Raw genomic sequence first — 22,360 nt, forward strand, 5'->3', positions numbered from 1 at the left:
ACGTCGCTGCTACAGGGCAGCCGGCCGGGGGTTACTGCATGCGAGCCCGGTGAGGCGCGCGTCTACTTGCGTGCCTGGGGCTGGCGCTGTACATCTGCGCTCCCGTTTGCGCTGGATTTCCCGATGGTTGCCGCCTCCGCCCTGCTCCGTTCGCCGCTGTTGCGCGGGTTGATGCTGGGGGCGGTGTTGCTGGCCGGGGGGTGGCCGTCGTTGGCGGGTACCGCCGAGCCGCCGGTCTGGGCGCCCACCCCCCCGGTGCTGGAAGGGGCGCAGCTGGCACGGCTGGAGCGTGAGCTGGGCGGGCTGTTGCCGCAACGCGCCGGGGTGACCGATCTGTATGTGCTGGGCGTGGCCGGCGACGCCAGCGAGGACGTGTTCCGCAACGAGGTGGTGTATCTGCGCTCGTTGTTCGAGCAGCGTTTTGGCACCACCGGGCGCAACGTCAGCCTGATCAACCATGCCGGCAGCCGTGACGAGGCGGCGGCCGCGCCATTGGCCACCTATGAAAGCCTGGGGTACGCGCTGGATGTGCTGGGGCAGACGCTGGACCCGGACGAGGATGTGCTGTTGCTGTACCTGACCAGCCACGGGCTGGAGGACAGCAGTTTCTACCTGCAGACCGGGCCGGACGAAGAGGACTACCTGGCGCCGGAGGATCTGGCGCAGCTGCTGGACGAGGCCGGCATCGGCAATGCGGTGATTGTGGTGTCGGCCTGCTATGCGGGCGGCTTCGTGCCGGCGTTGAAGGCCCCCAATCGCATGGTGGTTACCGCCGCCCGCCACGACCGGCCGTCATTTGGCTGCGGCAACAGCGACAGCGCCACCTGGTTCGGGCGCGCGTTTCTGGTGGAAGCGCTGAATGCGACGAGCGACTTTGCGACGGCGTTCGAACAGGCCAGGGCGACGGTGCGCCGCCGCGAGCGCGAGGAGAAGGAACTGCCGTCCCATCCGCAGATCGCGGTCGGCCAGCGGATTGGAGCGGCATTGGCGCGGTGGCGCGCCGCCCTGCAACCCGGGGCGGCGGTGCCCTACCCGTTCATATATGCGCCGCCGGATGCGGGTGATGGCGAGCCGGCATCGGAGCCGGCATCGGCATCGGCAGAGCAGTAGGCCGAGGCCGTGCCGGTGGGGTGAGTCGGTGGCAGGTGTCGGGTGGGGGCGGTGATTGGAGTGTCAAGGTGTGTCGCGGGTCCGGGAGATACAGGTCGCGACTTTTGGTCCCCGGCCACCCGGCGTCGCTCCTATTTCCGGAGTGGGAGCTGCGGGACGCGACGCACTTTGCTGATGTCATAGCCCAGCGCCTGCAGGCGTTGCAGGCTGGCCTGGTAGTCCTGTTCGGAGATCATGGGGGTGCGGGCCATGACCCAGGCGTAGTCGCGGGCGCTGCGGCCGACGATGGTCTGGGTGTAGTCGCGGTCCAGATAGACGATCACGTATTCGGCCTTGATCGGCCAGAACACCTGCATGCCCCAGATCGCGTTGCCGGTGCCCGGCTTGACCGTGCCCACCGGATGCAGGGTCTTGACCGGCGCGTCGAAGCTGCCGTTGCGGTAGCGGAAGGTGGTCTGCACGCGGCCGTCGGCATCGAGCCGGTAGGACTCCACCGCGTCCCAGGCGTGGCGTTCGAGATAGCTGGGGATGTTGGCGATCACGTACCAGTCGCCCATGAAACGCGGCAGGTCCACCTGCGCCACCGGCGGGATGGGATGGACCGGTTGGGTACTGCAGCCGGACAGCATCAGCAGCAGTCCCAGCGCGCGCAGCGGTTGCGTGGTTTTCATCGTCTTGAGCTCCCGGTCATCGAGTGCGGGTGAAGCGGTAGTGCGCCACCCGCCATTGCTGGCCGTTGTCGTAACCGAACAGCTCGGCGCAGGCCATCCAGAACATCCGCCAGCGCTGGAACCACAGCGCCGCGCCCGCCGCGCCATAGGCCTGTACCAGCACCGCGCGCACCTCGTCGGCGTGGGCATCCTGGTTCTGCAGCCAATGGTTGGCGGTGCGCTGGTAATGGGTGCCGTCCAGCTGCCAGCGCTGCTCGATCTGCAGGTCACGCTGGAACCACAGCAGGGTATCGCTGGCCGGCATGATGCCGCCGGTGAAGAAATGGCGGCCCATCCAGTTGTCGCTGCCTTCGGTCTGGAACGGATACATCAAGGTGCGGTGGGCAAAGAGGTGCACGAACAGCTTGCCGGCCGGCTTGAGCCAGCCGGCAATGCGCTGCAGCAGCAGGTCGTAGTTGCGCATGTGCTCGAACATCTCGATCGACACGCAGCGGTCGAACTGCTGCGCGGGCAACTCCAGCCGGTTCACGTCGCGGGTCAGCACCTGCACGTTGCTCCAGCCGCGCAACCGGCATTGGGCGAGGATGTGCTCGCGCTGCAGGCTGGAGTTGGACACCGCGGTGATGCGCGCGTTGGGATAGCGCTCGGCCATCCACAAGGTCAGCGAGCCCCACCCGCAGCCCAGTTCCAGGATCTGCTGGCCATCGGCCAGCTCGGCGCGGCTGCCGTACAGCGCGAGCATCGCCTCCTCGGCCTGGTCCAGGGTTTCGCGGCCGCTGGGGTAATAGGCGCTGGAATACTTCAGGCGTTTGCCCAGGCAGTATTCGAAGAAGGCCGGTGGCAGTTCGTAATGCTGGGCATTGGCCGCCTCGGTCTGCAGCGCGATGTCGCTGTGGCGCAGCTGTTCGACCAGCTGTCCGAAACGCAGCGCCTGGGCATCGACGCCGCCTGCGCATTCCTCGCGCAGCCGCGCCTCGCACTGGCGGCGGATGCCGTAGCGCACCAGCGCATCGGGCAGCCGGCCGCGCTCGGCCAGGCCCAGCAGCCCCGGGGCCGGACGGTCCTGCGGCAGTTCCAGCACATGGGGGGTCGGGGTGCTCATCGGGCATTCCTTGGGGTGGATGACGCGTGGCGGGGGAACCACGGGAACAGCATCGACGTGGTTTGCTGGTATTGCCGGTAGTCCTCGCCGCGGGTGCGCAGCGCCTGGGCTTCGGTATAGGGAATGCCGCTGACCCAACGCAGGAACGCCAGCATCACCACCGGGCCGAGCCAGGCCCACCCGGCCAGCGGCGAACCGACAGCCAACGCCACATAGGCGAACCAGTGGGTCCATTCGAAGAAGTAGTTCGGGTGCCGCGAATAGCGCCACAGTCCGGAGCGACAGGTCTTACCCCGCATCGCCGGATCGGCGCGGTGCCGGGCCAGCTGGCGGTCGGCGATGGCTTCACCGCCGACGCTGACCAGCCACACCACCACCGCCACCGCCGCCCACCACGCAAGCAGGCGCGGTGCGGCCGAGACGGCAACGAACGGCAGCGCGAACAGCACCACCAGCAGTGCCTGGGCCTGGAAGAACAGGAAGAACTTGCCCTGATGGCCGTTCCAGTGCGTGCGCAGATGACGGTAGCGCCCGTCTTCGGGCTCGGCGCGCACCCGCCGCCACAGGTGCAGCGCCAACCGCAGCCCCCAGCCGCCGCCCAGCACCGCCAGCAGCCCGCGGACGCCCGCCGCGCCCTGCCCGAATATTCCCAGCAGCACCGCGGCCGCGCCGACACTTGCCGCCCACAGCACATCGACGATGCTGGCATTGGCATGGCGGCGTTGCCACCCCCAGCCCAGCACCATGACCGCGGCGGCAAGCGCCCATACCATTGCCAACAATGCCCACGGATTCATAGCGTTTCCCCACGTTTGCCAGTGTTGGAGGCCAGCTGCGGCTGCAACCGGCGCAGCGTCCACGCGAACATCGAGGTGGCCAGTGCCCAGCCCACCGCCAGCCACAGCAGCGGCGCCCACAGCGGCGTGCCGAACTGCACCGCCTGCCAGCCGCGTTGCGCGCCCCAGTAGGCCAACGGCCCGCCGACTGCACCGAAGGCCAGCGCCAGCCACGGGCGCCGGCACAGGAACGCCAGTGACTGTTCAAAGGTCAACGCGAAGCACGCCCACAGGCCGAGAATCCACAGTGGCGCGCCGCCGGCCGGCAGCGCCCGGTCCGCGGCGGCATAGTGCAAAAGCCCCGCCATGGCGGCACCGCCATCGACCAGCAGTCCCAGCACGATTCCCAGCGTGACCATCAACAGCGCCTGCCCGCGCGCCGCCCGGCGCAGCAGCTGCCAGACCACGAACGTGATGGCGGCCACCGCTCCCGGCCACGCCAGCCCGTGCCCGGCGCCGATCACCGCGGCAAACCACACCAGCTGGTAGGCGACAAAGACGACCCAGGCGTTCATCTGTTCGCGCCCGGCCGACTGTGCGGGATCACGCCCATGCCCGGCTTGCGCAGCAGCAGATGGGCCACGCCGATGGAGCCTTCGCGGAAACCGCCTTCGCAATAGGCCAGGTAGAACTCCCACATGCGGATGAAGGCTTCATCGAAGCCCTGCGCCCGCACCTGCGGCAACGCCGCCATGAACCGCTGGCGCCAGGCCTGCAGCGTGCGCGCGTAGGACAGGCCGAAATCATGCAGCTGCACCAGTGCCAGATCGCTGGCGCGGGTCTTGGCCGCAACCATCGCCGCCACCGAGGGAATGAAGCTGCCGGGGAAGACATGCCGCTTGATGAAGTCCACCGCGGCCAGCGCCTGTTCGTAGCGGTGGTCCTCGATGGTGATCGCCTGCACCAGCGCCAGCCCGCCCGGCACCAGCAGGCTGGCGATTTGGGCGAAATAGGTGTCCAGATACGGCGCGCCGATGGCTTCGATCATCTCGATCGACACCAGCTTGTCGTACTGGCCGGACAGGTCGCGGTAGTCCTCCAGCAGCAGCGTGACCTGCCCGCCCAGGCCGGCCTGGTCGATGCGCGCCTGCGCCAGTGCGTGCTGTTCGCGCGAGATGGTGGTGGTGGTGACGTGGCAGCCGTAATGGCGCGCCGCATGCAGCGCGAAGCCGCCCCAGCCGGTGCCGATTTCAACCACGCGATCGCCCGGTTGCAGGCGCAGGGTCTGGCAGATGCGCTCCAGCTTGCGGGTGGAAGCCTGCTCCAGGGTGTCGTCGACACCGGCCCACAGCGCCGCGGAATACATCAGGTCCGGCGACAGGAACAGGCTGAAGAAGGCGTTGCCCAGATCGTAATGGGCGGCGATGTTGCGGCGGCTGCCGCGGCGGGTATTGCGCCGCAACTGGTGGCCGGCACGCATCGCCCAGCCGAGCAGGCGCGCGGTGCCCGATTCCATGCCATCGAGCAGGTCGCGGTTGCGCACCAGCAGCTGCACCAGCGCCACCAGATCATCACACTGCCACGCCCCGCGCATATAGGCCTCGCCCGCGCCGACGCTGCCGTTGGCGGCCACCGCGCGGTAGAAATCACGGCCGTGCACGGTCACCTGCACCGGCGGCGTGGCGTCGCTGTCCTGGCCCAGCAGCACGCTTCCCAGCGGATCGGTCAGCTGCAGCTGGCCATCGCGCAGCTGGGCGAACGTGGCCAGCAGGCGCGAACGCAGCAGGCGGTCGAACGCGCCAAACGGAGGACTGGTCAAGCTCGCCTGCACGGCATCGGCGCGTTCGTTCATGGCGGATCTCGCGGAAGGGAGGGATGCGGGTGCACCGGAGTGCGTTTGAGCCACAGCCGCAGCGCCTGCCAGTGGATGGCGCCGATCACCTGCACGGTCATCAGCGGATAGCGCCACAGCACCCGATGCAGCGAGTGCGCATCGAGCGGCCGCCGCTGCAGGGCAAGGTCGGCCTGGAATTCGCGGGTGTCGTGATCGAGCACATCCATATGCACGCGCAGATCGTCACCGGGCACGGTGAAGCCCCATGCGTAGCGGCGCTGCATCGCCATGAACGGCGAGACGTGGAACGCCTTGTCGAATGACCAGTGCATCACCCGCCCGCGCCACACCGCAGCGGCCGCCGCCAGCACATAGCAGTGCCGCTCACGCCACGGGGTGTTGGTGATCTCGGCCACCACGTATTCCAGCGTCTGCCCGTCGCCGGCATAGCAGTAATAGAACGTCACCGGATTGAACACGTAGCCGGCGTAGCGCACGTGCGCCAGCATGCGCACCGGACCGGCCGGACGCTGGCCGGTGGCGCGCTGCACGCACTGCCGCACCGCCTCGCCCAGCGGCAGCTCTGCCGGCCGCAGATAGTCGCTGCGGCGGAACTCGGCCAGGTTGCGGCCGTTGGCCGACCACAGCGGGCTGCTGGCGAACACGCGCTCGACCTCGTCCAGATCCAGGTACAGCTGCGCCATGCGATAGCGGAAGCCATGCGCATGCGGCAGATACCGCTGGTGCCTGACCACACCTTCGTAGACGGCGCTGGCAAACGGCAGGGTCACATCGCACCTTCCGCCCATGCCGGCAGGCGCACCGCGGTTTCAGGCACGGACTGGGCCGTCGGCCACGCCACGCCCAGCGCCGCGGCCACCTCCACCGCGCTGCGCATGCCATCTTCATGGAAACCCCAGCCCCAGTAGGCGCCAGCAAACCAGGTGCGTTGCCGGCCCTGGATTTCCGCCTTGCGCGCCTGCGCGGCGACCGTGGCATGGCTGTAGAGCGGATGCTCATAGCGCATGCGCCGCAGCACCTTGGCCGGGTCGATCGCCTCGCTGCGGTTGAGGGTGACCACCAGCGGTTGCGGGGTTTGGATGCCCTGCAGCAGGTTCATGCAGTAGCTGACGGTGCAGGCCGCGCCGGGCTCGCGCGGGATGAAGGCATTCCACGCCGCCCATGCCTTGCGGTTGCGCGGCAGCAGCGTGGCGTCGGTATGCAGCACGGTGTCGTTGCTCTGGTAGCGCATGGCCGACAGCACGCTGGTTTCCTGCGCGCTGGGATGCTCGAGCAGGCGCAGCGCCTGGTCGCTGTGGCAGGCCAGCACCGCCTGATCGTAGGTCTCCACGCCGCGCGCGGTCACCACGTCCACGCCGCTCGCCTGGCGGCGCAGCTGCTGCACCGGGCAGATCAGCCGCTCGTCCACGCTCCAGCGGCGTCGCAGCGCGCGCACGTAGCTGGCCGAGCCGCCCTGCACCACCCGCCATTGCGGCCGGCCACTGACCTGCAGCATCTGGTGGTTGGCCATGAACTGCACCAGATAGCGCGCGGGAAACTGCAGGATGGCCTGCGAGGGCGAGGACCACAGCGCCGAGGCCATCGGCAGCAGGTGCTCGTCGCGGAAGGCCTCGCCATAACCGTGCTGCGCCAGGTACTGGCCGATGTCCGGGCCCGGACCGGGCATGTCCAGCAGCGCCGGCGCCTGCCGGTAGAAACGGAACAGGTCGCGCACCATGCCCAGAAACCGTGGCGAGAGCAGGTTGCGGCGCTGGCAGAACAGCGTATCCAGGGTGGTGGCGCTGTATTCCAGCCCGCTGGCCTGGACCTGCACCGAGAAACCCATCGTGGTCGGCCGGGTCGCCACGCCCAGCTCTTCGAACAGGCGCGTCAGCAGCGGGTAGTGCTGGCGGTTGTGGACGATGAAACCGCTGTCCACGGCCAGCCGGCGCCCTTCCAGCTCGATGTCGTGGGTATGGGTGTGCCCGCCCAGATAGTCGTTGGCTTCGTACAGCGTCACCTGATGCCGGCGCGACAGCAGATAGGCCGACGCCAGCCCCGAGATGCCCGAACCGATGACCGCGATCCGCATCAGCGCGTCTCCGCCTTGGCCAGCACCCATGCCGGCACCGGCTTGAGATCGCGGACCAGACCGAGGGCCGCCAGCAGCCGCAAGCCGTAATAGGTCAGGTCGATTTCCCACCAGCGGAAGCCCTGGCGCGCCGAGCCGGGGAAGAAATGGTGGTTGTTGTGCCAGCCCTCGCCAAAGGTGAGCAGCGCCAGCCATACGTTGTTGCGGCTCTCATCGCGCGTGGCGAACCGCCGCGTGCCGTAGCGGTGCGACAGCGAGTTGATCGTCACCGTGGCGTGGAACAGCACCACGGTGGAAATGAAGAAACCCCAGACCAGCATCTGCCCGCCGCTGGTGCCCAGCCCCGGCGCCATGCGCTCCAGCAACGCGCCCAGGCCGTACAGCGCCACCGCCAGCAGCACCGGGATCAGCGTGTCGAAACGGTCCAGCCACCGCAGCTCGGGGAATTTGGCCAGATCGGCAATGCGCGACCAGTCGGTGCGGAAGCCGTCGGGCGTCAGGAACCAGCCGGCATGGCTCCACCAGAAGCCATGCACCGACGGCGAATGCGGGTCCAGCGCGGTATCGGCATGGCGGTGGTGATGACGGTGATGCGCCGCCCACCACAACGGGCCGCGCTGCACGCAGGCCGCGCCGATCAGCGCGAACACGAATTGCACCGGGCGCGAGGTGCGGAAGGTGCGATGGGCGAAATAACGGTGATAGAACCCGGTCAGCGCGAACATGCGCACCGCATACAGCGCCACCGCCACCGCCACGGCCACCGGCGACACGCCTACCCAGAGCACCGCCACGCAGGCCAGGTGCATGGCGATGAACGGCGTGGCCCGCAGCCAGTCGATGCGATCCCCCCGCCCGGCTTCGGCGGCCGCACTGGTGTCGAACCAGCGCCGCAGCCCCTGCAGCCAACGTGGCCAACGGCGGGCGGAGGACGTGGCGGATGGACGGGACAACATGCGTATCTCCTGAGGAGTGTTCCATCAGGTGATACGTAGCAGGAGGACATACGGATGCACCTCCCCGCAGTCTGCCCACTACAACGTGACGATATCGCCCTTGGCCACCACCGGACCGGTCGCCACGCCCTGCGGCGCGCCTCCTTGCGGCTCCAGCGTGATGGCCAGGATCGAGCCTGCGGCCAGCGCACCGCGCAGCCCCTGCGGCACATCGACGGTGTGCGAACGGCTGGTGGAAACAATACCCAGCGACCTGGCCGGTTCACCCGGTGCGATCAGCCACAGCTCGGGCACCCGTCCCTGCGGATCCGGCGGCGCCGGCACCGGCACCATCAGCACCTTGGCGTGGGCGGTATCCACCGAGGCCAGCCAGCCGGCGACGCCATCCTCACGCAGCAACGGCGTGACCGGACGGGTGGCCTCCTCCTCGCTTGCCGGCGGCGGCGCCTGCACCACGCCTGTGCCGGCGCCTGGGGTGGAAGGCGCCGGCGGCAGTTGCCCGACCACCACCGCCGCAAGTGCCGCCGCGGCGGCTACTCCGGTGGCCGCGCGCCAGAAATTGACGTTCTGCCAGACGCTGCGGCGCTGCACCGGCGGCCAGCCCAGCCGGGTGCGAATGCGCGGCCACAGGTGCGCGGGCACTTCGGCCGCGGCCACCCCGTCCAGCAACGGCGCCAACCGTTGTTCCCAATCGTCCACCAGCCGGGCGAACCCGGCATCGGCGGCGATGCGCGCCTCCACCTGACGGCGTTGCCGCGCCTCCAGCAGGCCCAGCACATATTCGCCGGCAAGAATGTCGGCGGTGGGCGGCTCGGCGCCGTCGCTGCTGTGATCGTTCAAATCGTGGTCGTTCATGGTTCCAGGCACACCCGCAGTTGCGCCAGACCACGGCGGATCCAGCTCTTCACCGACCCCAGCGGGGAACTGATGCGGCTGGCCAATTGCTCATAGGTGGCGCCACTGAAAAACGCCTCGTGGATCAACGAACGGCGGCGCGGGTCGAGCTGGTCCATGCAGGCCGCCAGCCGCGCGTGCTCGCTGTCGGTTTCCGCCCCCTGCTGCGGGGTCGCCGCCGGATCGACCGGCTCGTCGACCAGCTCCAGCGCGGTGGTGCGCGCACCCGGGTTGGCGCGCAGCCGGTCGATGGCGCGGTTGCGGGTGATCATCGCCAGCCAGGCCATGGCCCCGGCACGCTGCACATCGAACTGCCCGGCCTTGTTCCAGATATTGACGTAGACCTCCTGCAGCACGTCTTCGGCCTCGGCGCGGTCCCCCAGCACCCGCAGGCAGACCCCGAACAGCCGCGATGAGGTCTGCCGGTAAAGGCTTTCAAATGCCTCGCGACTGCCGCGTGCCACCTGGCTCAACAGCTCGTCGAGCGGACCCGGTGAAGGCGTGGGCATCCGTGCGTGTGGATCAGTCATTCCAAATCCCGGATAGCAGCAGCGTGACCACACATGCTGCGTGAGCGTCCGTGGCAGCGCAAGCGCCCGCACCTGCACGACCGCGTGCGGCAACTGCCGACGCCTGCGCTTCGCACCGCCGCGGAGCTTTGCAGCCGCGGGCCGGAACAAGCGGACGAATCGGGCATACGCGGGCGTGAACGGGGTCATCAGGGCGGTTCCGGCGACCGGCAAGGCCATATACCCGGCATATACGCAGCCGGTGCCGGCAGGGATGCAGCGCGGCTTGAAGTCATCGCGGGAACAAAGTGCGGGCAGCCGAGGAACGCGCGGCTTCCGCCAGGCGCGGGATTTCCATGCCGCGGCCGGGCGCCGGCAAGGCGCGCGGCTCATGGCGCTGCTACACACACCGTGGAGCCGCCGGCAGCGGGCGGTGGCATGAGCGCGGCATCGGCTGGCCTGGCAGGGAAGCCCGCGGCTTGCGCCGCCCCTACAAACCGTGGGGTCGCGGGTCAGGGATCGGCGTGTTGCAAACGGTAAGTGGTGATGGCGGTGAACGCGGCACCTTCGAGCGAGGCGCGCACGTCGATGCGGTGTTCGCCGACAGCCAGGTCGGTGGGAATCGCGCCGCGCCACAAATGGGTGGAAGGGGTGGCTTCAGGCGAGCGGTCGAATCCGCGCAGCGCGTCGGCCAGATCGTCGGCCACGTTTTCCACCAGCAGCCGCGGATCGGGCTGCAGCACTTTCTTCATCGGCTGCCAGGCGCCGCCATCGACACGGAATTCGACGGCGATGTCATCGCGGCCCATGAACACGTTGGCGTACACGCCCCAGGCCGGATACGCGCCCTGGCGCAGCACCCTGGGCGCATGCAATGCGATCTGGGTGGTCGCGGGGGCACGGGCGGCGCGGTATTCCACGCGGTAGCCGCCATCGCCGGCCACATCGAGCAGCGCGTAGCCGTTGGGGGTGCCATCGCTCATGGTGGCATCGGGAATGCCGGCGGCGTCTTTCACCCCGGACCAGAACGCGCCGCAGGCCGCGCCCACGTTGTATTCGTGCAGCGGCGTGGCGCCCTGCCAGCCCTCGTCGGCACCGTGGAAGTAATGCCGCTGGGTGTGGCTGTGGCCGCTGAGCACCAGCACCTTGGGGAAGTCCTTGAGCAGCGCGAACAGGCGGGTGCGGTCGGCGTGGCGGAACGATTCGCGGTCCGGGTAGGCGTCGAACAGCGGGATGTGCATGCCGAGCACCAGCAGCCGCTCGCGCGGCAGCGCGCGCAGGTAATTTTCCAGGAAGGTGAACTGGTCTTCGCGCAGGCCGCCGATGTAACCCGGCGTGCCCTGCGGCCGGTAGACCACGTCGTCGAGGAAGATGAAACTGGCGCCGCCCTCTTCCACCGCATAGGTGTCCGGGCCATAGACGGCGCGCCAGCTGGACAGCGAATCCAGGTCATTGCCGGCGTCGAAATCCAGATCGTGGTTGCCGGGCACGTGGAACCACGGCACACCGAGCCGGGTGGTGACGCGGTTGATGGCCGGGTACAGCGACAGGTCGTCATTGGTGATGTCGCCCAGCGTGGTGCCCAGCCGCGCGTGGTGTTTGCCGACGATGGGATCGACGATGTCACGGGCGTAGTAGTCGATATCGATCGCGTTGGCGGTCTGGGTATCGCTGAACACCAGCATCTGGAAGCCGGCGCCGGAGGCCGGTTCGGCCCGCTCCAGGGCGAAATCCCACTGCCCGCGCCGCGTGCCGGTGGCGGCGATACCGCCGTACTTCAGCTTCGGCGAGCCGGCCGGCAGGTAGTGGCGCCAGAACGCGGGCAGGCCATCGGCCGCGGCCACGTAGCGGGTGTCATCCGGTTTGATCACGAAGACGGTCTGGCCGTTGCGCAGCGGCAGCGTCCAGCGTCCCCGGGCGTCGGTACGCACGATCTGCTCGCCGTTGGAGACCTGCACGTCGGCGAGGCCGACTTCGCCGGCACCGCGCCCGGGCCGGCCGTCGCTTTCCAGATACACCGTGCCGGTGGCCTGCAGCCCAGCCGCAGCAAGCGGCGCGCACACCAGCAGCAGGCTGGCCAGAATCGGATAACGCATGCAATCCCCCGGCGGGAGCAGACAGACAGGCGCGCATTATCGCGCCACGAGGCGGGCGGCGGGCGCCACGCCGCTGCCAGTCGCCCTGCCGCAGGTGCCGGTGGGCGCTTTCGGGCCGGGAAAAGCGCCCGCCACTGACCGCGCTGCTACAGGACGCTGGCATTGTTCCGCAGGCGCCATGCCGGTGGCCCAAGGCCACACGTCGCGCGGTGAGCGCGAGGCCTCAGTGCGCCGCCTTCTCCGCCGCCCTGGCATGGCGCTCTTCCAGCACCGCGACCGCGTCAATCAGGGAAAAACCGCGCGCGCGCAGCAATACGGTCAGATGGAACAGCAGATCGGCCGATTCGCCCAGCAGCTCGGCATCGCCCTGCGCCACCCCGGCCAGGGCGGTTTCCACCCCTTCTTCGCCCACTTTCTGCGCAATCCGGCGGGTGCCCTTCTCGAACAGCTCGGTGGTGTAACTCTTGAGTGGGCGGTCGCGTTCACGCTGTTTGATCAACGCATCCAGTGCGCCGAGAAAATTGCCCGGCGCCGCACCGAAGCAGCTGGGGGTGCCGGTATGGCAGGTCGGCCCGTGCGGACTGGCGATGACCAGCAGGGTATCGGCATCGCAGTCGTGACGGATGTCCACCACGTCGAGCTGGTTGCCGGAGGTCTCGCCCTTCATCCACAAGCGCTGCTTGCTGCGGCTGAAGAAGGTGACCTTGCCGGTTTCGCGGGTGCTGGCCAGCGCGGCGCGGTCCATGTAGCCGAGCATCAGCACCCGCAGCGTGGCCACGTCCTGCACCACCACCGGGATCAGGCCACCGACCTTGTCCCAGTCCAGTTGGGCATCGTCCAGCTGCTTGGACTCAATAGACATCTCTTACCTCGATCTGTTGGTTGCGCAGGAACCGCTTCAGCTCCGCAATCGCGATGGCGCCGCTGTGGAACACGCTGGCCGCCAGCGCGCCATCCACGTCGGCCTGTTCGAACACATCGGCGAAGTCCTGCATTTGCCCCGCGCCGCCGGAGGCGATCAGCGGCACCTTGCACAATTCGCGCGCCTGGCGCAGCTGGGCGATGTCATAGCCGCGACGCACGCCGTCGTTGTCCATGCAGTTGAGCACGACCTCACCGGCCCCGCGCTGCTGCACTTCGCTCACCCAGTCCAGGGTGCGGCGGGCCTCGGCGCGGGTCCTGGACGGATCGCCGGTATAGGAGCGCACCCGCCACTGGCCATCGGGCTCGCGCAGCGAGTCGATGCCGACCACCACACATTGCACGCCGAAGGTGTCGGCCAGTTCGGTGATCAGTGCCGGACGCTCCAGCGCCGGGGTGTTGATGGAGATCTTGTCGGCACCGGAATGCAGCACCTGGCGCGCGGTTTCCACATCGCGGATGCCCCCGGCCACGCAGAACGGGATATCCAGCAATCGCGCCACCCGCTCGATCCACTCGCGGTCCACCGAGCGCCCTTCCGGGCTGGCGGAGATGTCGTAGAACACCAGCTCGTCGGCGCCGTTGTCGCGATAGCGCAGCGCCAGATCGACGATATCGCCCATGTCGACGTGGTCGCGGAAGCGCACGCCCTTGACCACGCGGCCTTCGCGCACATCCAGGCAGGGAATGATGCGGCGGCTCAGCATGCCAGTGCTCCGGCCAGCGACAGGCGTCCTTCCAGCAGCGCCTTGCCCAGTACCACCCCGCCGCAGCCGGCCGCGCGCGCGGCGCGGAGATCGGCCTCGTCACGCACCCCGCCCGACGCCTGCACCGCCACCCCGGGCAGCAACGCGGCCAGATGCGCGTACAACGCGATATTGGGGCCGGACAGCATGCCGTCGCGCGCGATGTCGGTGCACAGCAGATGCTGCATCCCGGCCTGCGCATAGCGCGTGGCCAGTTCGTCCAGGGTGACATCGGCGGTCTCGGTCCAACCGTGCACCGGCAGGCGCCAGACGCCGTCCTCGCCCTGGCGGGTATCCAGCGCGATGGTCAGGCAGCCGGGGCCGAACTCGGCCAGCCAGGCTTCCACGTCATCGGGCTGGCGCACCGCCAGCGAGCCGATCACCACGCGGCTGGCCCCGGCCTGGAGCAGGCGGGCGACATCCTCGCGCGAACGCACGCCGCCACCGGTCTGCACCTTCAACGACGTGTGCCGGGTGATCTGGCCCAGCAACGGCGCCAGCGTGTAGCCGCCGGCCTTGGCGGCATCCAGGTCGACCAGATGCATCCAGCGTGCGCCGGTGTCGGCGAACGCCTGCGCGCGCGGCAGCGGGTCATCGCCGTAGCGGGTCTCCCTGGCGTAATCGCCCTGCAACAGCCGCACCACGCGGCCGCCACGGATATCCAGTGCCGGATAGAGGATGAAACTCATAGGGGTGCGGTCTCCAGGAAGTTGCGCAGGATCCGCGCGCCGGTGTCGGCGGAACGTTCCGGGTGGAACTGGGCGCCGCAGTAGTTGCCCCGCTGCACCACCGCGGTGAACAGCCCGCCGTGATGGCAGGCGGCAACGGTGTCGGCGGTCACGGCGGCGGCATAGCTGTGCACGAAATAGGCGCTGGAGCCGGCCGGCACGTTGTTCATCAGCGGCGATTCGCGCAGCGCCAGCAACTTGTTCCAGCCCATGTGCGGGACACGGATGCCGACCGCCGGATGCAGGTGGCGCACCACGCCGGGCAGTATCCCGAGGCAGTCGACAGCGCCCTCTTCCGAATGTTCGTAGAGCAGCTGCATGCCCAGGCAGATACCCATCAACGGCACCTGCATAGTGCGCAGCGGCTCGACCAGCCCCTGCGCATGCAGCCGCGCCATGCCTTCCCGCGCGGCACCGACGCCGGGCAGGATCACCCGCGAGACGCCATCCAGCCCGGCGGCATCGCCCACCAGGCGCACGCGCACGCCCCAGCGTTCCAGCGCAAAACGCACCGAGCCGAGGTTGGCACCGCCGGCATCGATCAGCGCGACCTCGCTCACAGCGCCCCCTTGGTCGAGGGCAGTTCGGTGCCCTGCTTGCGGATCGCCTGGCGCAGCGCGCGGGCCAACGCCTTGAAGCAGGCTTCGACCTTGTGGTGGTCGTTGTCGCCTTCGACCTTCAGGTTGAGGTTGAGCCCGGCCGCATCGCACAGCGAACGGAAGAAGTGCGGTACCAGTTCGGTGGGCATGTCGCCGACCCGCTCGCGCTTGAATCCGCCACTGAACACGAAGTACGGACGGCCACTGAAGTCCAGCGCGGCACTGGCCAGGGCTTCGTCCATCGGCAGGGTGAAGCCGTAGCGGCCGATGCCGCGCTTGTCACCCAGTGCCTCGCGCAGCGCCTGCCCCAGCGCCAGCCCGGTGTCCTCGATGGTGTGGTGTTCGTCGATATGCAGGTCGCCTTTGGCCTGCACTTCCAGGGTGAAGCCGCCGTGGCGGCCGATCTGGTCGAGCATGTGGTCGAAGAACGGCAGCCCGGTATCGATCTTCGCGTCCGCCACCTGGTCCAGATCGACGAACACGCGGATCCGGGTTTCCCTGGTGTCGCGCTGTACCGTGGCCCGGCGCGGGGCGTCGGCCAGTTCATGGGCGATGGCCTCCCAGTCCCACTGCCCGCCGAACTGCGCGGTACGCAGCTGGAAGCCGCGGATGTTGAGGTTCTGCGCGAATGCGATGTCGCTCGGGCGGTCGCCGACCACGGCCGAACGCGCCCAGTCGATCGAGCGGTCCTGCAGATAGGACACCATCATCCCCAGTCCCGGTTTGCGGTTGGGGCTGTTGTCGGCCGGCCAGCTGGGATCGACCAGCACGTCGCGGAACACGATGCCCTGGCTTTGGAAGATCTGCAGCATCAGGTTGTTGGGCCCGTCGAAATTCTGCTGCGGATAGCCTTCGCTGCCGAGGCCGTCCTGGTTGGACACGATCACGAACTGGTAGCCGGCATCGCGCAATTTCAGCATCGCCGGGATCACGTTGTTGACGAAGCGGATTTTTTCATAGGCATCGATCTGGAAATCGGCCGGCTCCTCGATCAGGGTGCCATCGCGGTCGACGAAAAGAATCGGGGTCATGCACTCACCTTGATTGCCTGCAGCGCGCCAAGCACGCGGTCGTTCTGGTCCGGGGTACCGATGGTGATGCGCAACGCATCGGCCAGTTGCGGGGCGGCACGCTGGTCGCGCACCACGATCCCGGCGTCCAGCAATGCCTGGAAGGCGGCCTCGGCATCGTCGAAACGCACCAGCAGGAAGTTGCCTTGCGAGGGATAGACCCGGCGCACGCCGACGATGGCCTGCAATGCGTTGTGCAGGCGTGAGCGCTCGCTCTTGACCACCGCCACGCGCGCCGCGGTCTGCGCCAGTACCGCCGGCGCCAAGGCCTGCAATGCAAGCTGCGAACACGGTGCCGGCACCGGATACGGCGCCTGGCAGCGCCGCAACACCTCGATCAACTGCGCATCGGCGATCACGCAGCCGATGCGGGCCGCCGCCAGCGCATGCGCCTTGGACAGCGTGCGCAATACGGCCAGGTTGTCGTAGCGGCCGAGCAACGTGGCCGCCGATGGCTGGTCGGCAAATTCGCCGTAGGCCTCGTCCACCACCACCAGCGCGTGCCCCCGCAGCGCGGTGGCCACCTGTTCGACCTGCGCCAGCGGAATGGCGGCGCCGCCCGGATTTGACGGCGAGCACAGGAACACCAGCTTGGCCGCCTGCGCCAGCGCGATGGCGATGATGGCCTCGATATCCGGCACCAGCCCTTCCTCGCCATCGTGCAGCGGCACTTCCAGCAGCGGTGCATTCTGCAGCCGCGCGCATACCGCGTACATGCCGAATACCGGCGGCGTGGCCAGCACCGCATCGCGCCCGGGCACGCACAGCGCGCGCACCAGCAGGTCGATCGCCTCGTCGCTGCCGCGCCCGATCAGCAGTTGTTCGGGCCGGCAGCCGTACAGCGCGGCCAGCGCCTGGCGCAGCGGCGGCGGTTGCGGATCGGGATAGCGGCGCGCGCTGGAATGGGGGTCGGCGGGATTGGCCCAGGCCGCCTCGTTGGCGTTGAGCCAGATATCGCCCTGCAGCGCGCTGCTGCGGGCCGAGCTGTAACCGGCAAAGGCGCGCAGGTCGTCACGGACCAGCGCCAGCACCGGCGATACGGAAGCCGTGCTCACTGGCAGGCCTCCATGCGCAGCGCGACCGCATTGGCGTGCGCGTCCAGCCCCTCGGCCCGCGCCAGCACCAGCGCGCAGCCACCGATGGCGGCGATGCCGGCACGCGAGGCCGCCTGCACGCTGATCCGGTTCTGGAAGCTGGCCACGCTGACCCCGCTGTAGGCGCGCGCGGCACCGGCGGTAGGCAGCACGTGGTTGGTGCCGCTGCAGTAATCGCCCAGCGCCTCGGGGGTGTAATCCCCCAGAAACACCGAACCGGCGGCTTCCACCTGCGGCAGCCAGTGCCGTGGTTCGCGCAGGGCCAGGATCAGATGCTCGGGCGCATAGCGGTTGCTGATCGCGAAGGCCTGGGCAAGGTTGTCCACCAGAATCAGACGCGAGGCCGACAACGCCTGACGGGCGATAGCCGCGCGCGGCAGCGTGGCCAGCTGGCGCTCGATCTCGATTTCGACCGCCGCAATCAACGCGGCATCGTCGGACAGCAGCAGCACCTGCGAATCGGGACCATGCTCGGCTTGCGACAGCAGATCGGCGGCGACGAAGGCGGCATTGGCACCGGCATCGGCAATCACCAGCACTTCCGACGGCCCGGCCGGCATATCGATCGCCACCGCCCCGTCCTGGGCCACCTGCTGCTTGGCTTCGGTGACGAAACTGTTGCCCGGCCCGAACAGCTTGTCGCAGGCGGGAACCGACTCCGTGCCATAGGCCATCGCCGCGATCGCCTGCGCCCCGCCCAGTCTGAAGACACGGCTGATGCCGGTCAGCCGGGCGGCCACCAGCACTGCCGGATCGACACTGCCATCCTTGCGTGGCGGCGTGCACAGCACCACTTCACGGCACCCGGCCAGCCGCGCCGGCACGCCCAGCATCAGCGCGGTCGACGGCAGCGGCGCGCTGCCGGCCGGCACATACAGCCCGACCCGGCCAATGGGCCGCACGATTTTCTCGCAGACCACGCCCGGAGCGGTTTCAATTGAATAGCCTTCGCTGATGCCGGCGCGGTGATAGGCGTCGATACGGCCGATGGCCTGCTCCATCGCCGCGCGCAGTGCTGCCGGTACCGCCAGCACCGCCGCGGCGAACTCGGCCTCGCTGACTTCCAACGCCGGCGGCGATACCCCGTCAAACCGCCGGGTGATCTCGCGCAGCGCCGCATCGCCGCCGGCGCGAACCTGCGCGATCAGCGCGGCGACCGTTTCGCGGGTCTGCGCGGCCACCGTCTGCACCGGACGGGTCAGCGCCAGCGCCTGCGCCCGGGGATCGAGCTGATTCCACTGCAACCTGTTCATGCCAACGAGCGCTCCACCGAATACAGCACCACGTTGCAGGCACCGGCGCGCTCGAATTCCTCCAGCTGCTGCCAGGTCAAGGTGCCGCGGCACAGCGCCTGCGCCTGCACCAGCCCGTCGCGCTCGCCCAGCTGCACCAGCGGCCCGGCGTCGTTGAGCAGGGCCACCAGGGCATCCAGCCGTTCGCCCGGCGCGCGGAAGCTGAGCAGCTTGGTCGCCTGTTCCTGCGCCAGGCCGTCCATGCGCCGCAGCAGCATGGCGATCAGCCCGCCGCGCGCATCGGACAGCTCGCGCACCGGCCCGGCCAGCACCGCCTCACTGTCAAGCAGGGTCTGCACCGGCTTGAGCTGGTTGGCCGCCAGCGTGGCGCCGGAGGACACCAGGTCGCAGATCAGGTCGGCCGTGCCCAGCTTGGGCGCGATCTCCACCGAGCCGGACAGTTCCACCACCTGCGCCTGTACCGCGTTTTCCTGCAGCCAGTGGCGCAGGATCGCCGGATAGCTGGTGGCGATGCGCTTGCCCTGCAGCATCTGCACCCCGCTCCATTGCCACTCTTCGGGGATGGCGATCATCAGCCGGCAGTCGCCGAAGCCCAGCCCGCGCAGCGGCTGGTAGGCATCGGCCAACCCCATCTGGCGCCGCGCCTTGGCCTGCTCGTCCAGTTCGTTGAGGCCGACGATGCCCAGGTCGCAGACGCCATCGGCAATCAGCCCGGGAATATCGTCATCGCGTACCAGCAACAGATCCACCGGCATCGATTCGCCATAGCAGAACAGCTTGTCGCGGCTCTGCCGCCAGCTCAGCCCGCAGGCGGTCAACAGGTTGCGGGCCGGCTCGGCCAGGCGGCCGTTTTTCTGGATCGCGATGCGCAGCCGGTCACGGGCCGGCGCGGTGTGGGTAGCACTCATGGGAACAGTCTCATTCGGATTCGGGCGATGCCGGCGCGGCGGCAAGGGCGGCGGCATAACCGCCGTGGCCGTATTCCAGCGAGCGCGCGACGCGCCCGGTGGTGGTCACGCTGACGCCGGTCAATTCATGGATTTCGCGATACGGCACCCCCTGCTGCAGCAGCGGCACCACTTTCCAGCGGTCCGAAAGCGCCTCCAGCTCGGCCGGCGTGCACAGGTCCTGCAGGAACGCGGTGACCGCCTCCGGACTGGAGAGCGCGGCAAAGGCACGGGCCAGCCGGTCCAGATCGGCCGGGGCGTTTTTTTCTCGGGGGGTCGGTCGAGGCTTCATCGTATCAACGTAATAGCGTGCTATTACATTACGCCGCAGCGCAGCAGGGGTCAACTGCCGGGCGCCGCCGCAGGTTGATTCACATCGCCACGCAATCCCGGTACCGGGCGGACGCCGTGGATTCCACCCGACCACGCCGGCAGCCACCGCGGCGCGGCGCAGTGTGCACCCCGTCTTTCCGGGTTGCCGCAACGGAAAAGCGCTGCAGCCATCGCGCGGCCGCCCGGCGCACTTGCGCAAACCCACTGCGCTGCGGGCGATGCGGCAGCGGCCACCCGCCCCATCGCGCCGGGACCGGCCAAAAAACAACGCCCCGCGATGCGGGGCGTTGTCGAGGCGAAGCGAATGGCCGCGGTGGCTCAGCGCGCCATTGCGCGGGTCTGCTCCAGTTCCACCTGCAAGGTGCTGGCCAGCTCATCGCGGGCCACCTCGAACTGCTGCTCGCGCAGCAGATCCTTGACCGCGACCACCCCGCGCGCCAGTTCGTCCTCGCCGGCCAGCACCACAAAGCGGATGCCGGACTTGGCGGCGTACTGGAACTGCTTGCCAACCTTCTTCGGCTCCATCTGCACTTCGGTGTTGATGCCACCGGCGCGTAGTCGCCGGGCGATTTCGAGCGAATCGGCCAGGCCGCTTTCGTCCATCAACGCCACCATGGCCTGCACGCTGCTGCTGTCGATGTCCTCGATCAGGCCGGCCTCGCGCAGCTGCCAGAACAGGCGGGTCAGGCCGATGGAAATGCCCACGCCCGGCAGCTTGGACTTGGTGTAATGGCTGGCCAGATCCTCGTAGCGGCCGCCCGAGCAGATCGAACCGATCTGCGGGTGATCGCTGAGCATGGTCTCGTAGACGGTGCCGGTGTAGTAGTCCAGGCCACGGGCGATGGAGAAATTCAGGCAGTACGCGCTTTCCGGCACGCCCAGCGCCTTGACCAGCTGCAGCACCTCGCGCAGCTCGGCCGCACCGGTACGCAGCGCCTCGCTGGCCGCGTCACCGGCCTCGGCCAGCACCGCATCCAGCTGCGCCAGCGCATCGGCATGCGAGGACGAGCGCACTTCGACAAAGGCCAGGATGCGCGCGACCGCGTCTGCGGGCAGGCCGAAGTCCGGACCGACCAGGGTGTCACGCACGTAGTCGGCGCCGCGCTTGTCGAGCTTGTCGACCTCGCGCAATACCAGCGCCTGCTGCTGCGGGTCGACCACGCCCTGGGCCTCGAAGAAGCCGCGCATCAGCTTGCGGTTGTTCAGCTGCACCGCGAAATCGCCGATCCCCAGCTCGGCAAACACCGCGTGGATCACCGCCAGCACTTCGGCGTCGTAGCGGATGTTCAACGCGTCCTTGCCGATCACGTCGATATCGCACTGGTAGAACTCGCGGAAGCGACCGCGCTGGGCGCGTTCGCCGCGATACACGCGCTGCATCTGGTAACGGCGGAACGGGAAGGTCAGCTCGTGCTCGTGCTCGGCCACGTAGCGCGCCAGCGGCACGGTCAGGTCGAAACGCAACGCCATTTCCGGCAGGGTGGTGTCACCGGTTCCAGCGGCGTTGGCCAGCGCGCCGGTGGATTGCACGAAGTACACCTGGCGCTCGGTCTCGCCGCCGGATTTGGTCAGCAGCACATCGGACAGCTCGAACACCGGCGTCTCCACCGGCAGGAACCCGAAGCGCTCGTAGTTGCGGCGGATGACGTCCAGCATGCGCTGGAACGCGATCTGCTCGCGCGGCAGCAATTCCATGATGCCGGGCGGGGTACGGGGCTTGATCACGGGCGAAACTCCTGCAAAACGGGGGAATGAGCGGGACGCCAATTCTAGCCGGACGCTGCCCGCCAGGCCGCATGAAGTATCATCTGCCGCTTATCCGCCCCCCCCCCCCGCTGGACCCCATGACCCGGCCCGATACCGGCACGCCCTCGCCCACTGCCGAGCCCTCCGCCACGGATGCGGCGGGCGGTCGCGAATGCCTGCAATGTTCGATCCGCCATCTGTCGGTGTGTTCGGCATTGTCGTGCGATGAAGTGCAGGCACTGGAAGCCATCACGGTGTCGCAACCGGTGCCGACCGGCGCCACCCTGGCACGCGCCGGCGAACCGCGCACCCACGTCTATACGGTGACCGACGGCGCACTGCGACTGGTCAGGACCCTGGCCGATGGCCGCCGCCAGGTGAGCGGCTTCGTGTTGCCCGGCGACTATCTCGGCCTGAGCGGCAGTGACAACCACCGCTATGACATCGAGGCGATCGCCGACAGCCGCGTCTGCCGGGTGCCGTTGTCGCAGATGAAGGAGCTGCGCCAGCGCTTCCCGCACCTGGAACGCAAGCTGCTGCAACGCGCCTGCCAGGAACTGGACGCCGCCCAGGACAACGCGCTGGCGCTGGCACGGCTGCAGCCTATGGAAAAGCTGGCCGGCTTCCTGCTGCGGCTGGCCGACCGCGAAGCGCTGCTGCGGCCGTCTGGCAAGCGGGTGTCGCTGCCGATGGGCCGGGGCGATATCGCCGACCATCTGGGGCTGACGATGGAAACGGTCAGCCGCACGTTCACCAAGCTGCGGCAGCTGGGGCTGATCGCGCTGCCGCAATTGAACCTGGTGGAAATCCTCGACCCCCTCGGGCTGAAGCAATTGGCGAGCAACGGGGTCTGATCGCCCTTTGATGCTGGCCCACGCATAAT

The 22,360-nt window shown here is 68.6% G+C and carries 23 protein-coding genes; 2 read left to right on the forward strand and 21 right to left on the reverse strand.

All coding sequences use genetic code 11. From position 1 onward, the window contains the following. The first annotated feature begins 123 nt into the window (after window positions 1-123). Window positions 124-1,110: a C13 family peptidase gene (locus tag QZH66_RS00345; protein WP_305803958.1), complete on the forward strand. Its 987-nt coding sequence runs from the start codon at window positions 124-126 to the stop codon at window positions 1,108-1,110. A 131-nt stretch (window positions 1,111-1,241) separates the two neighbouring features. Here the strand turns inward: QZH66_RS00345 and QZH66_RS00350 are convergent, their stop codons facing one another. The 21 genes from QZH66_RS00350 to hisS all read right to left on the reverse strand — a co-directional run bounded on the left by QZH66_RS00350 (window position 1,242) and on the right by hisS (window position 21,456). Further along, window positions 1,242-1,781: a lipocalin family protein gene (locus QZH66_RS00350; protein ID WP_305803959.1), complete on the reverse strand. Its 540-nt coding sequence runs from the start codon at window positions 1,779-1,781 to the stop codon at window positions 1,242-1,244. 16 nt (window positions 1,782-1,797) lie between these two features. Continuing rightward, entirely contained in the window at window positions 1,798-2,883 is a 1,086-nt protein-coding gene (locus tag QZH66_RS00355) for a class I SAM-dependent methyltransferase (protein WP_305803960.1), read from the reverse strand. Further along, window positions 2,880-3,665, reverse strand: a complete 786-nt coding sequence (locus QZH66_RS00360; protein WP_305804104.1) for a DUF1295 domain-containing protein — start codon at window positions 3,663-3,665, stop codon at window positions 2,880-2,882. The genes QZH66_RS00355 and QZH66_RS00360 overlap by 4 nt, the downstream gene beginning before the upstream one ends. 11 nt (window positions 3,666-3,676) lie before the next feature. Then, window positions 3,677-4,234 (reverse strand): DUF2878 domain-containing protein, encoded by a 558-nt coding sequence (locus QZH66_RS00365; protein WP_305803961.1) that lies wholly within the window; start codon window positions 4,232-4,234, stop codon window positions 3,677-3,679. Beyond that, window positions 4,231-5,511 (reverse strand): cyclopropane-fatty-acyl-phospholipid synthase family protein, encoded by a 1,281-nt coding sequence (locus tag QZH66_RS00370; RefSeq protein ID WP_305803962.1) that lies wholly within the window; start codon window positions 5,509-5,511, stop codon window positions 4,231-4,233. The genes QZH66_RS00365 and QZH66_RS00370 overlap by 4 nt, the downstream gene beginning before the upstream one ends. Further along, complete coding sequence (locus QZH66_RS00375) at window positions 5,508-6,284, reverse strand: DUF1365 domain-containing protein (RefSeq protein ID WP_305803963.1); 777 nt, start codon at window positions 6,282-6,284, stop codon at window positions 5,508-5,510. Before QZH66_RS00375 ends, QZH66_RS00370 begins: the two co-directional genes overlap by 4 nt. Next, entirely contained in the window at window positions 6,281-7,585 is a 1,305-nt protein-coding gene (locus QZH66_RS00380; protein ID WP_305803964.1) for an FAD-dependent oxidoreductase, read from the reverse strand. The genes QZH66_RS00375 and QZH66_RS00380 overlap by 4 nt, the downstream gene beginning before the upstream one ends. Beyond that, a complete protein-coding gene (locus QZH66_RS00385; protein WP_305803965.1) occupies window positions 7,585-8,541 on the reverse strand; it encodes a fatty acid desaturase in 957 nt (318 codons plus the stop codon). Before QZH66_RS00385 ends, QZH66_RS00380 begins: the two co-directional genes overlap by 1 nt. Before the next feature lie 78 nt (window positions 8,542-8,619). Further along, window positions 8,620-9,396, reverse strand: coding sequence for an anti-sigma factor (locus QZH66_RS00390; RefSeq protein ID WP_305803966.1), 777 nt, complete (start codon window positions 9,394-9,396; stop codon window positions 8,620-8,622). Then, on the reverse strand, window positions 9,393-9,965 hold the full coding sequence (locus QZH66_RS00395) for a sigma-70 family RNA polymerase sigma factor (RefSeq protein WP_305803967.1): 573 nt from the start codon (window positions 9,963-9,965) through the stop codon (window positions 9,393-9,395). The genes QZH66_RS00390 and QZH66_RS00395 overlap by 4 nt, the downstream gene beginning before the upstream one ends. 491 nt (window positions 9,966-10,456) lie before the next feature. Beyond that, window positions 10,457-12,040: a calcineurin-like phosphoesterase family protein gene (locus QZH66_RS00400; protein ID WP_305803968.1), complete on the reverse strand. Its 1,584-nt coding sequence runs from the start codon at window positions 12,038-12,040 to the stop codon at window positions 10,457-10,459. 223 nt (window positions 12,041-12,263) lie between these two features. After that, on the reverse strand, window positions 12,264-12,902 hold the full coding sequence (hisIE, locus tag QZH66_RS00405; RefSeq protein ID WP_305803969.1) for a bifunctional phosphoribosyl-AMP cyclohydrolase/phosphoribosyl-ATP diphosphatase HisIE: 639 nt from the start codon (window positions 12,900-12,902) through the stop codon (window positions 12,264-12,266). Next, on the reverse strand, window positions 12,892-13,668 hold the full coding sequence (hisF, locus tag QZH66_RS00410) for an imidazole glycerol phosphate synthase subunit HisF (protein ID WP_305803970.1): 777 nt from the start codon (window positions 13,666-13,668) through the stop codon (window positions 12,892-12,894). Before hisF ends, hisIE begins: the two co-directional genes overlap by 11 nt. Next, on the reverse strand, window positions 13,662-14,396 hold the full coding sequence (gene hisA, locus QZH66_RS00415) for a 1-(5-phosphoribosyl)-5-[(5-phosphoribosylamino)methylideneamino]imidazole-4-carboxamide isomerase (RefSeq protein ID WP_305803971.1): 735 nt from the start codon (window positions 14,394-14,396) through the stop codon (window positions 13,662-13,664). The genes hisF and hisA overlap by 7 nt, the downstream gene beginning before the upstream one ends. Beyond that, window positions 14,393-14,995, reverse strand: a complete 603-nt coding sequence (hisH, locus tag QZH66_RS00420) for an imidazole glycerol phosphate synthase subunit HisH (RefSeq protein ID WP_305803972.1) — start codon at window positions 14,993-14,995, stop codon at window positions 14,393-14,395. The genes hisA and hisH overlap by 4 nt, the downstream gene beginning before the upstream one ends. Continuing rightward, window positions 14,992-16,065 carry a bifunctional histidinol-phosphatase/imidazoleglycerol-phosphate dehydratase HisB gene (gene hisB / locus QZH66_RS00425; RefSeq protein WP_305803973.1) on the reverse strand — a complete coding sequence of 358 codons (1,074 nt, stop codon included), beginning with the start codon at window positions 16,063-16,065 and terminating at the stop codon, window positions 14,992-14,994. Before hisB ends, hisH begins: the two co-directional genes overlap by 4 nt. Further along, window positions 16,062-17,159 (reverse strand): histidinol-phosphate transaminase, encoded by a 1,098-nt coding sequence (hisC, locus tag QZH66_RS00430; RefSeq protein ID WP_305803974.1) that lies wholly within the window; start codon window positions 17,157-17,159, stop codon window positions 16,062-16,064. Before hisC ends, hisB begins: the two co-directional genes overlap by 4 nt. After that, a complete protein-coding gene (hisD, locus tag QZH66_RS00435) occupies window positions 17,156-18,451 on the reverse strand; it encodes a histidinol dehydrogenase (RefSeq protein WP_305803975.1) in 1,296 nt (431 codons plus the stop codon). Before hisD ends, hisC begins: the two co-directional genes overlap by 4 nt. Then, on the reverse strand, window positions 18,448-19,359 hold the full coding sequence (hisG, locus tag QZH66_RS00440; RefSeq protein ID WP_305803976.1) for an ATP phosphoribosyltransferase: 912 nt from the start codon (window positions 19,357-19,359) through the stop codon (window positions 18,448-18,450). Before hisG ends, hisD begins: the two co-directional genes overlap by 4 nt. Before the next feature lie 10 nt (window positions 19,360-19,369). After that, window positions 19,370-19,690, reverse strand: coding sequence for a YerC/YecD family TrpR-related protein (locus QZH66_RS00445; RefSeq protein WP_305803977.1), 321 nt, complete (start codon window positions 19,688-19,690; stop codon window positions 19,370-19,372). Window positions 19,691-20,049: 359 nt separating this feature from the next. After that, window positions 20,050-21,456, reverse strand: coding sequence for a histidine--tRNA ligase (gene hisS, locus QZH66_RS00450; RefSeq protein ID WP_305803978.1), 1,407 nt, complete (start codon window positions 21,454-21,456; stop codon window positions 20,050-20,052). A gap of 119 nt (window positions 21,457-21,575) precedes the next feature. Here hisS and QZH66_RS00455 point away from each other — a divergent pair, with 119 nt between their 5' ends. Further along, window positions 21,576-22,331, forward strand: a complete 756-nt coding sequence (locus tag QZH66_RS00455) for a helix-turn-helix domain-containing protein (protein WP_305803979.1) — start codon at window positions 21,576-21,578, stop codon at window positions 22,329-22,331. Window positions 22,332-22,360: the final 29 nt, after the last annotated feature.

The organism is Stenotrophomonas sp. YIM B06876, assembly GCF_030711595.1.
Taxonomy (GTDB): domain Bacteria; phylum Pseudomonadota; class Gammaproteobacteria; order Xanthomonadales; family Xanthomonadaceae; genus Stenotrophomonas.

Excerpts from the sequence above, each read along its gene's own strand:
- QZH66_RS00345 (WP_305803958.1), top strand. The coding sequence starts at position 124 with ATGGTTGCCGCCTCCGCCCTGCTCCGTTCGCCGCTGTTGCGCGGGTTG.
- QZH66_RS00350 (WP_305803959.1), bottom strand. The coding sequence starts at position 1,781 with ATGAAAACCACGCAACCGCTGCGCGCGCTGGGACTGCTGCTGATGCTG.
- QZH66_RS00355 (WP_305803960.1), bottom strand. The coding sequence starts at position 2,883 with ATGAGCACCCCGACCCCCCATGTGCTGGAACTGCCGCAGGACCGTCCG.
- QZH66_RS00365 (WP_305803961.1), bottom strand. The coding sequence starts at position 4,234 with ATGAACGCCTGGGTCGTCTTTGTCGCCTACCAGCTGGTGTGGTTTGCC.
- QZH66_RS00370 (WP_305803962.1), bottom strand. The coding sequence starts at position 5,511 with ATGAACGAACGCGCCGATGCCGTGCAGGCGAGCTTGACCAGTCCTCCG.
- QZH66_RS00380 (WP_305803964.1), bottom strand. The coding sequence starts at position 7,585 with ATGCGGATCGCGGTCATCGGTTCGGGCATCTCGGGGCTGGCGTCGGCC.
- QZH66_RS00385 (WP_305803965.1), bottom strand. The coding sequence starts at position 8,541 with ATGTTGTCCCGTCCATCCGCCACGTCCTCCGCCCGCCGTTGGCCACGT.
- QZH66_RS00390 (WP_305803966.1), bottom strand. The coding sequence starts at position 9,396 with ATGAACGACCACGATTTGAACGATCACAGCAGCGACGGCGCCGAGCCG.
- QZH66_RS00395 (WP_305803967.1), bottom strand. The coding sequence starts at position 9,965 with ATGACTGATCCACACGCACGGATGCCCACGCCTTCACCGGGTCCGCTC.
- QZH66_RS00400 (WP_305803968.1), bottom strand. The coding sequence starts at position 12,040 with ATGCGTTATCCGATTCTGGCCAGCCTGCTGCTGGTGTGCGCGCCGCTT.
- hisIE (WP_305803969.1), bottom strand. The coding sequence starts at position 12,902 with ATGTCTATTGAGTCCAAGCAGCTGGACGATGCCCAACTGGACTGGGAC.
- hisF (WP_305803970.1), bottom strand. The coding sequence starts at position 13,668 with ATGCTGAGCCGCCGCATCATTCCCTGCCTGGATGTGCGCGAAGGCCGC.
- hisA (WP_305803971.1), bottom strand. The coding sequence starts at position 14,396 with ATGAGTTTCATCCTCTATCCGGCACTGGATATCCGTGGCGGCCGCGTG.
- hisB (WP_305803973.1), bottom strand. The coding sequence starts at position 16,065 with ATGACCCCGATTCTTTTCGTCGACCGCGATGGCACCCTGATCGAGGAG.
- hisD (WP_305803975.1), bottom strand. The coding sequence starts at position 18,451 with ATGAACAGGTTGCAGTGGAATCAGCTCGATCCCCGGGCGCAGGCGCTG.
- hisG (WP_305803976.1), bottom strand. The coding sequence starts at position 19,359 with ATGAGTGCTACCCACACCGCGCCGGCCCGTGACCGGCTGCGCATCGCG.
- QZH66_RS00445 (WP_305803977.1), bottom strand. The coding sequence starts at position 19,690 with ATGAAGCCTCGACCGACCCCCCGAGAAAAAAACGCCCCGGCCGATCTG.
- QZH66_RS00455 (WP_305803979.1), top strand. The coding sequence starts at position 21,576 with ATGACCCGGCCCGATACCGGCACGCCCTCGCCCACTGCCGAGCCCTCC.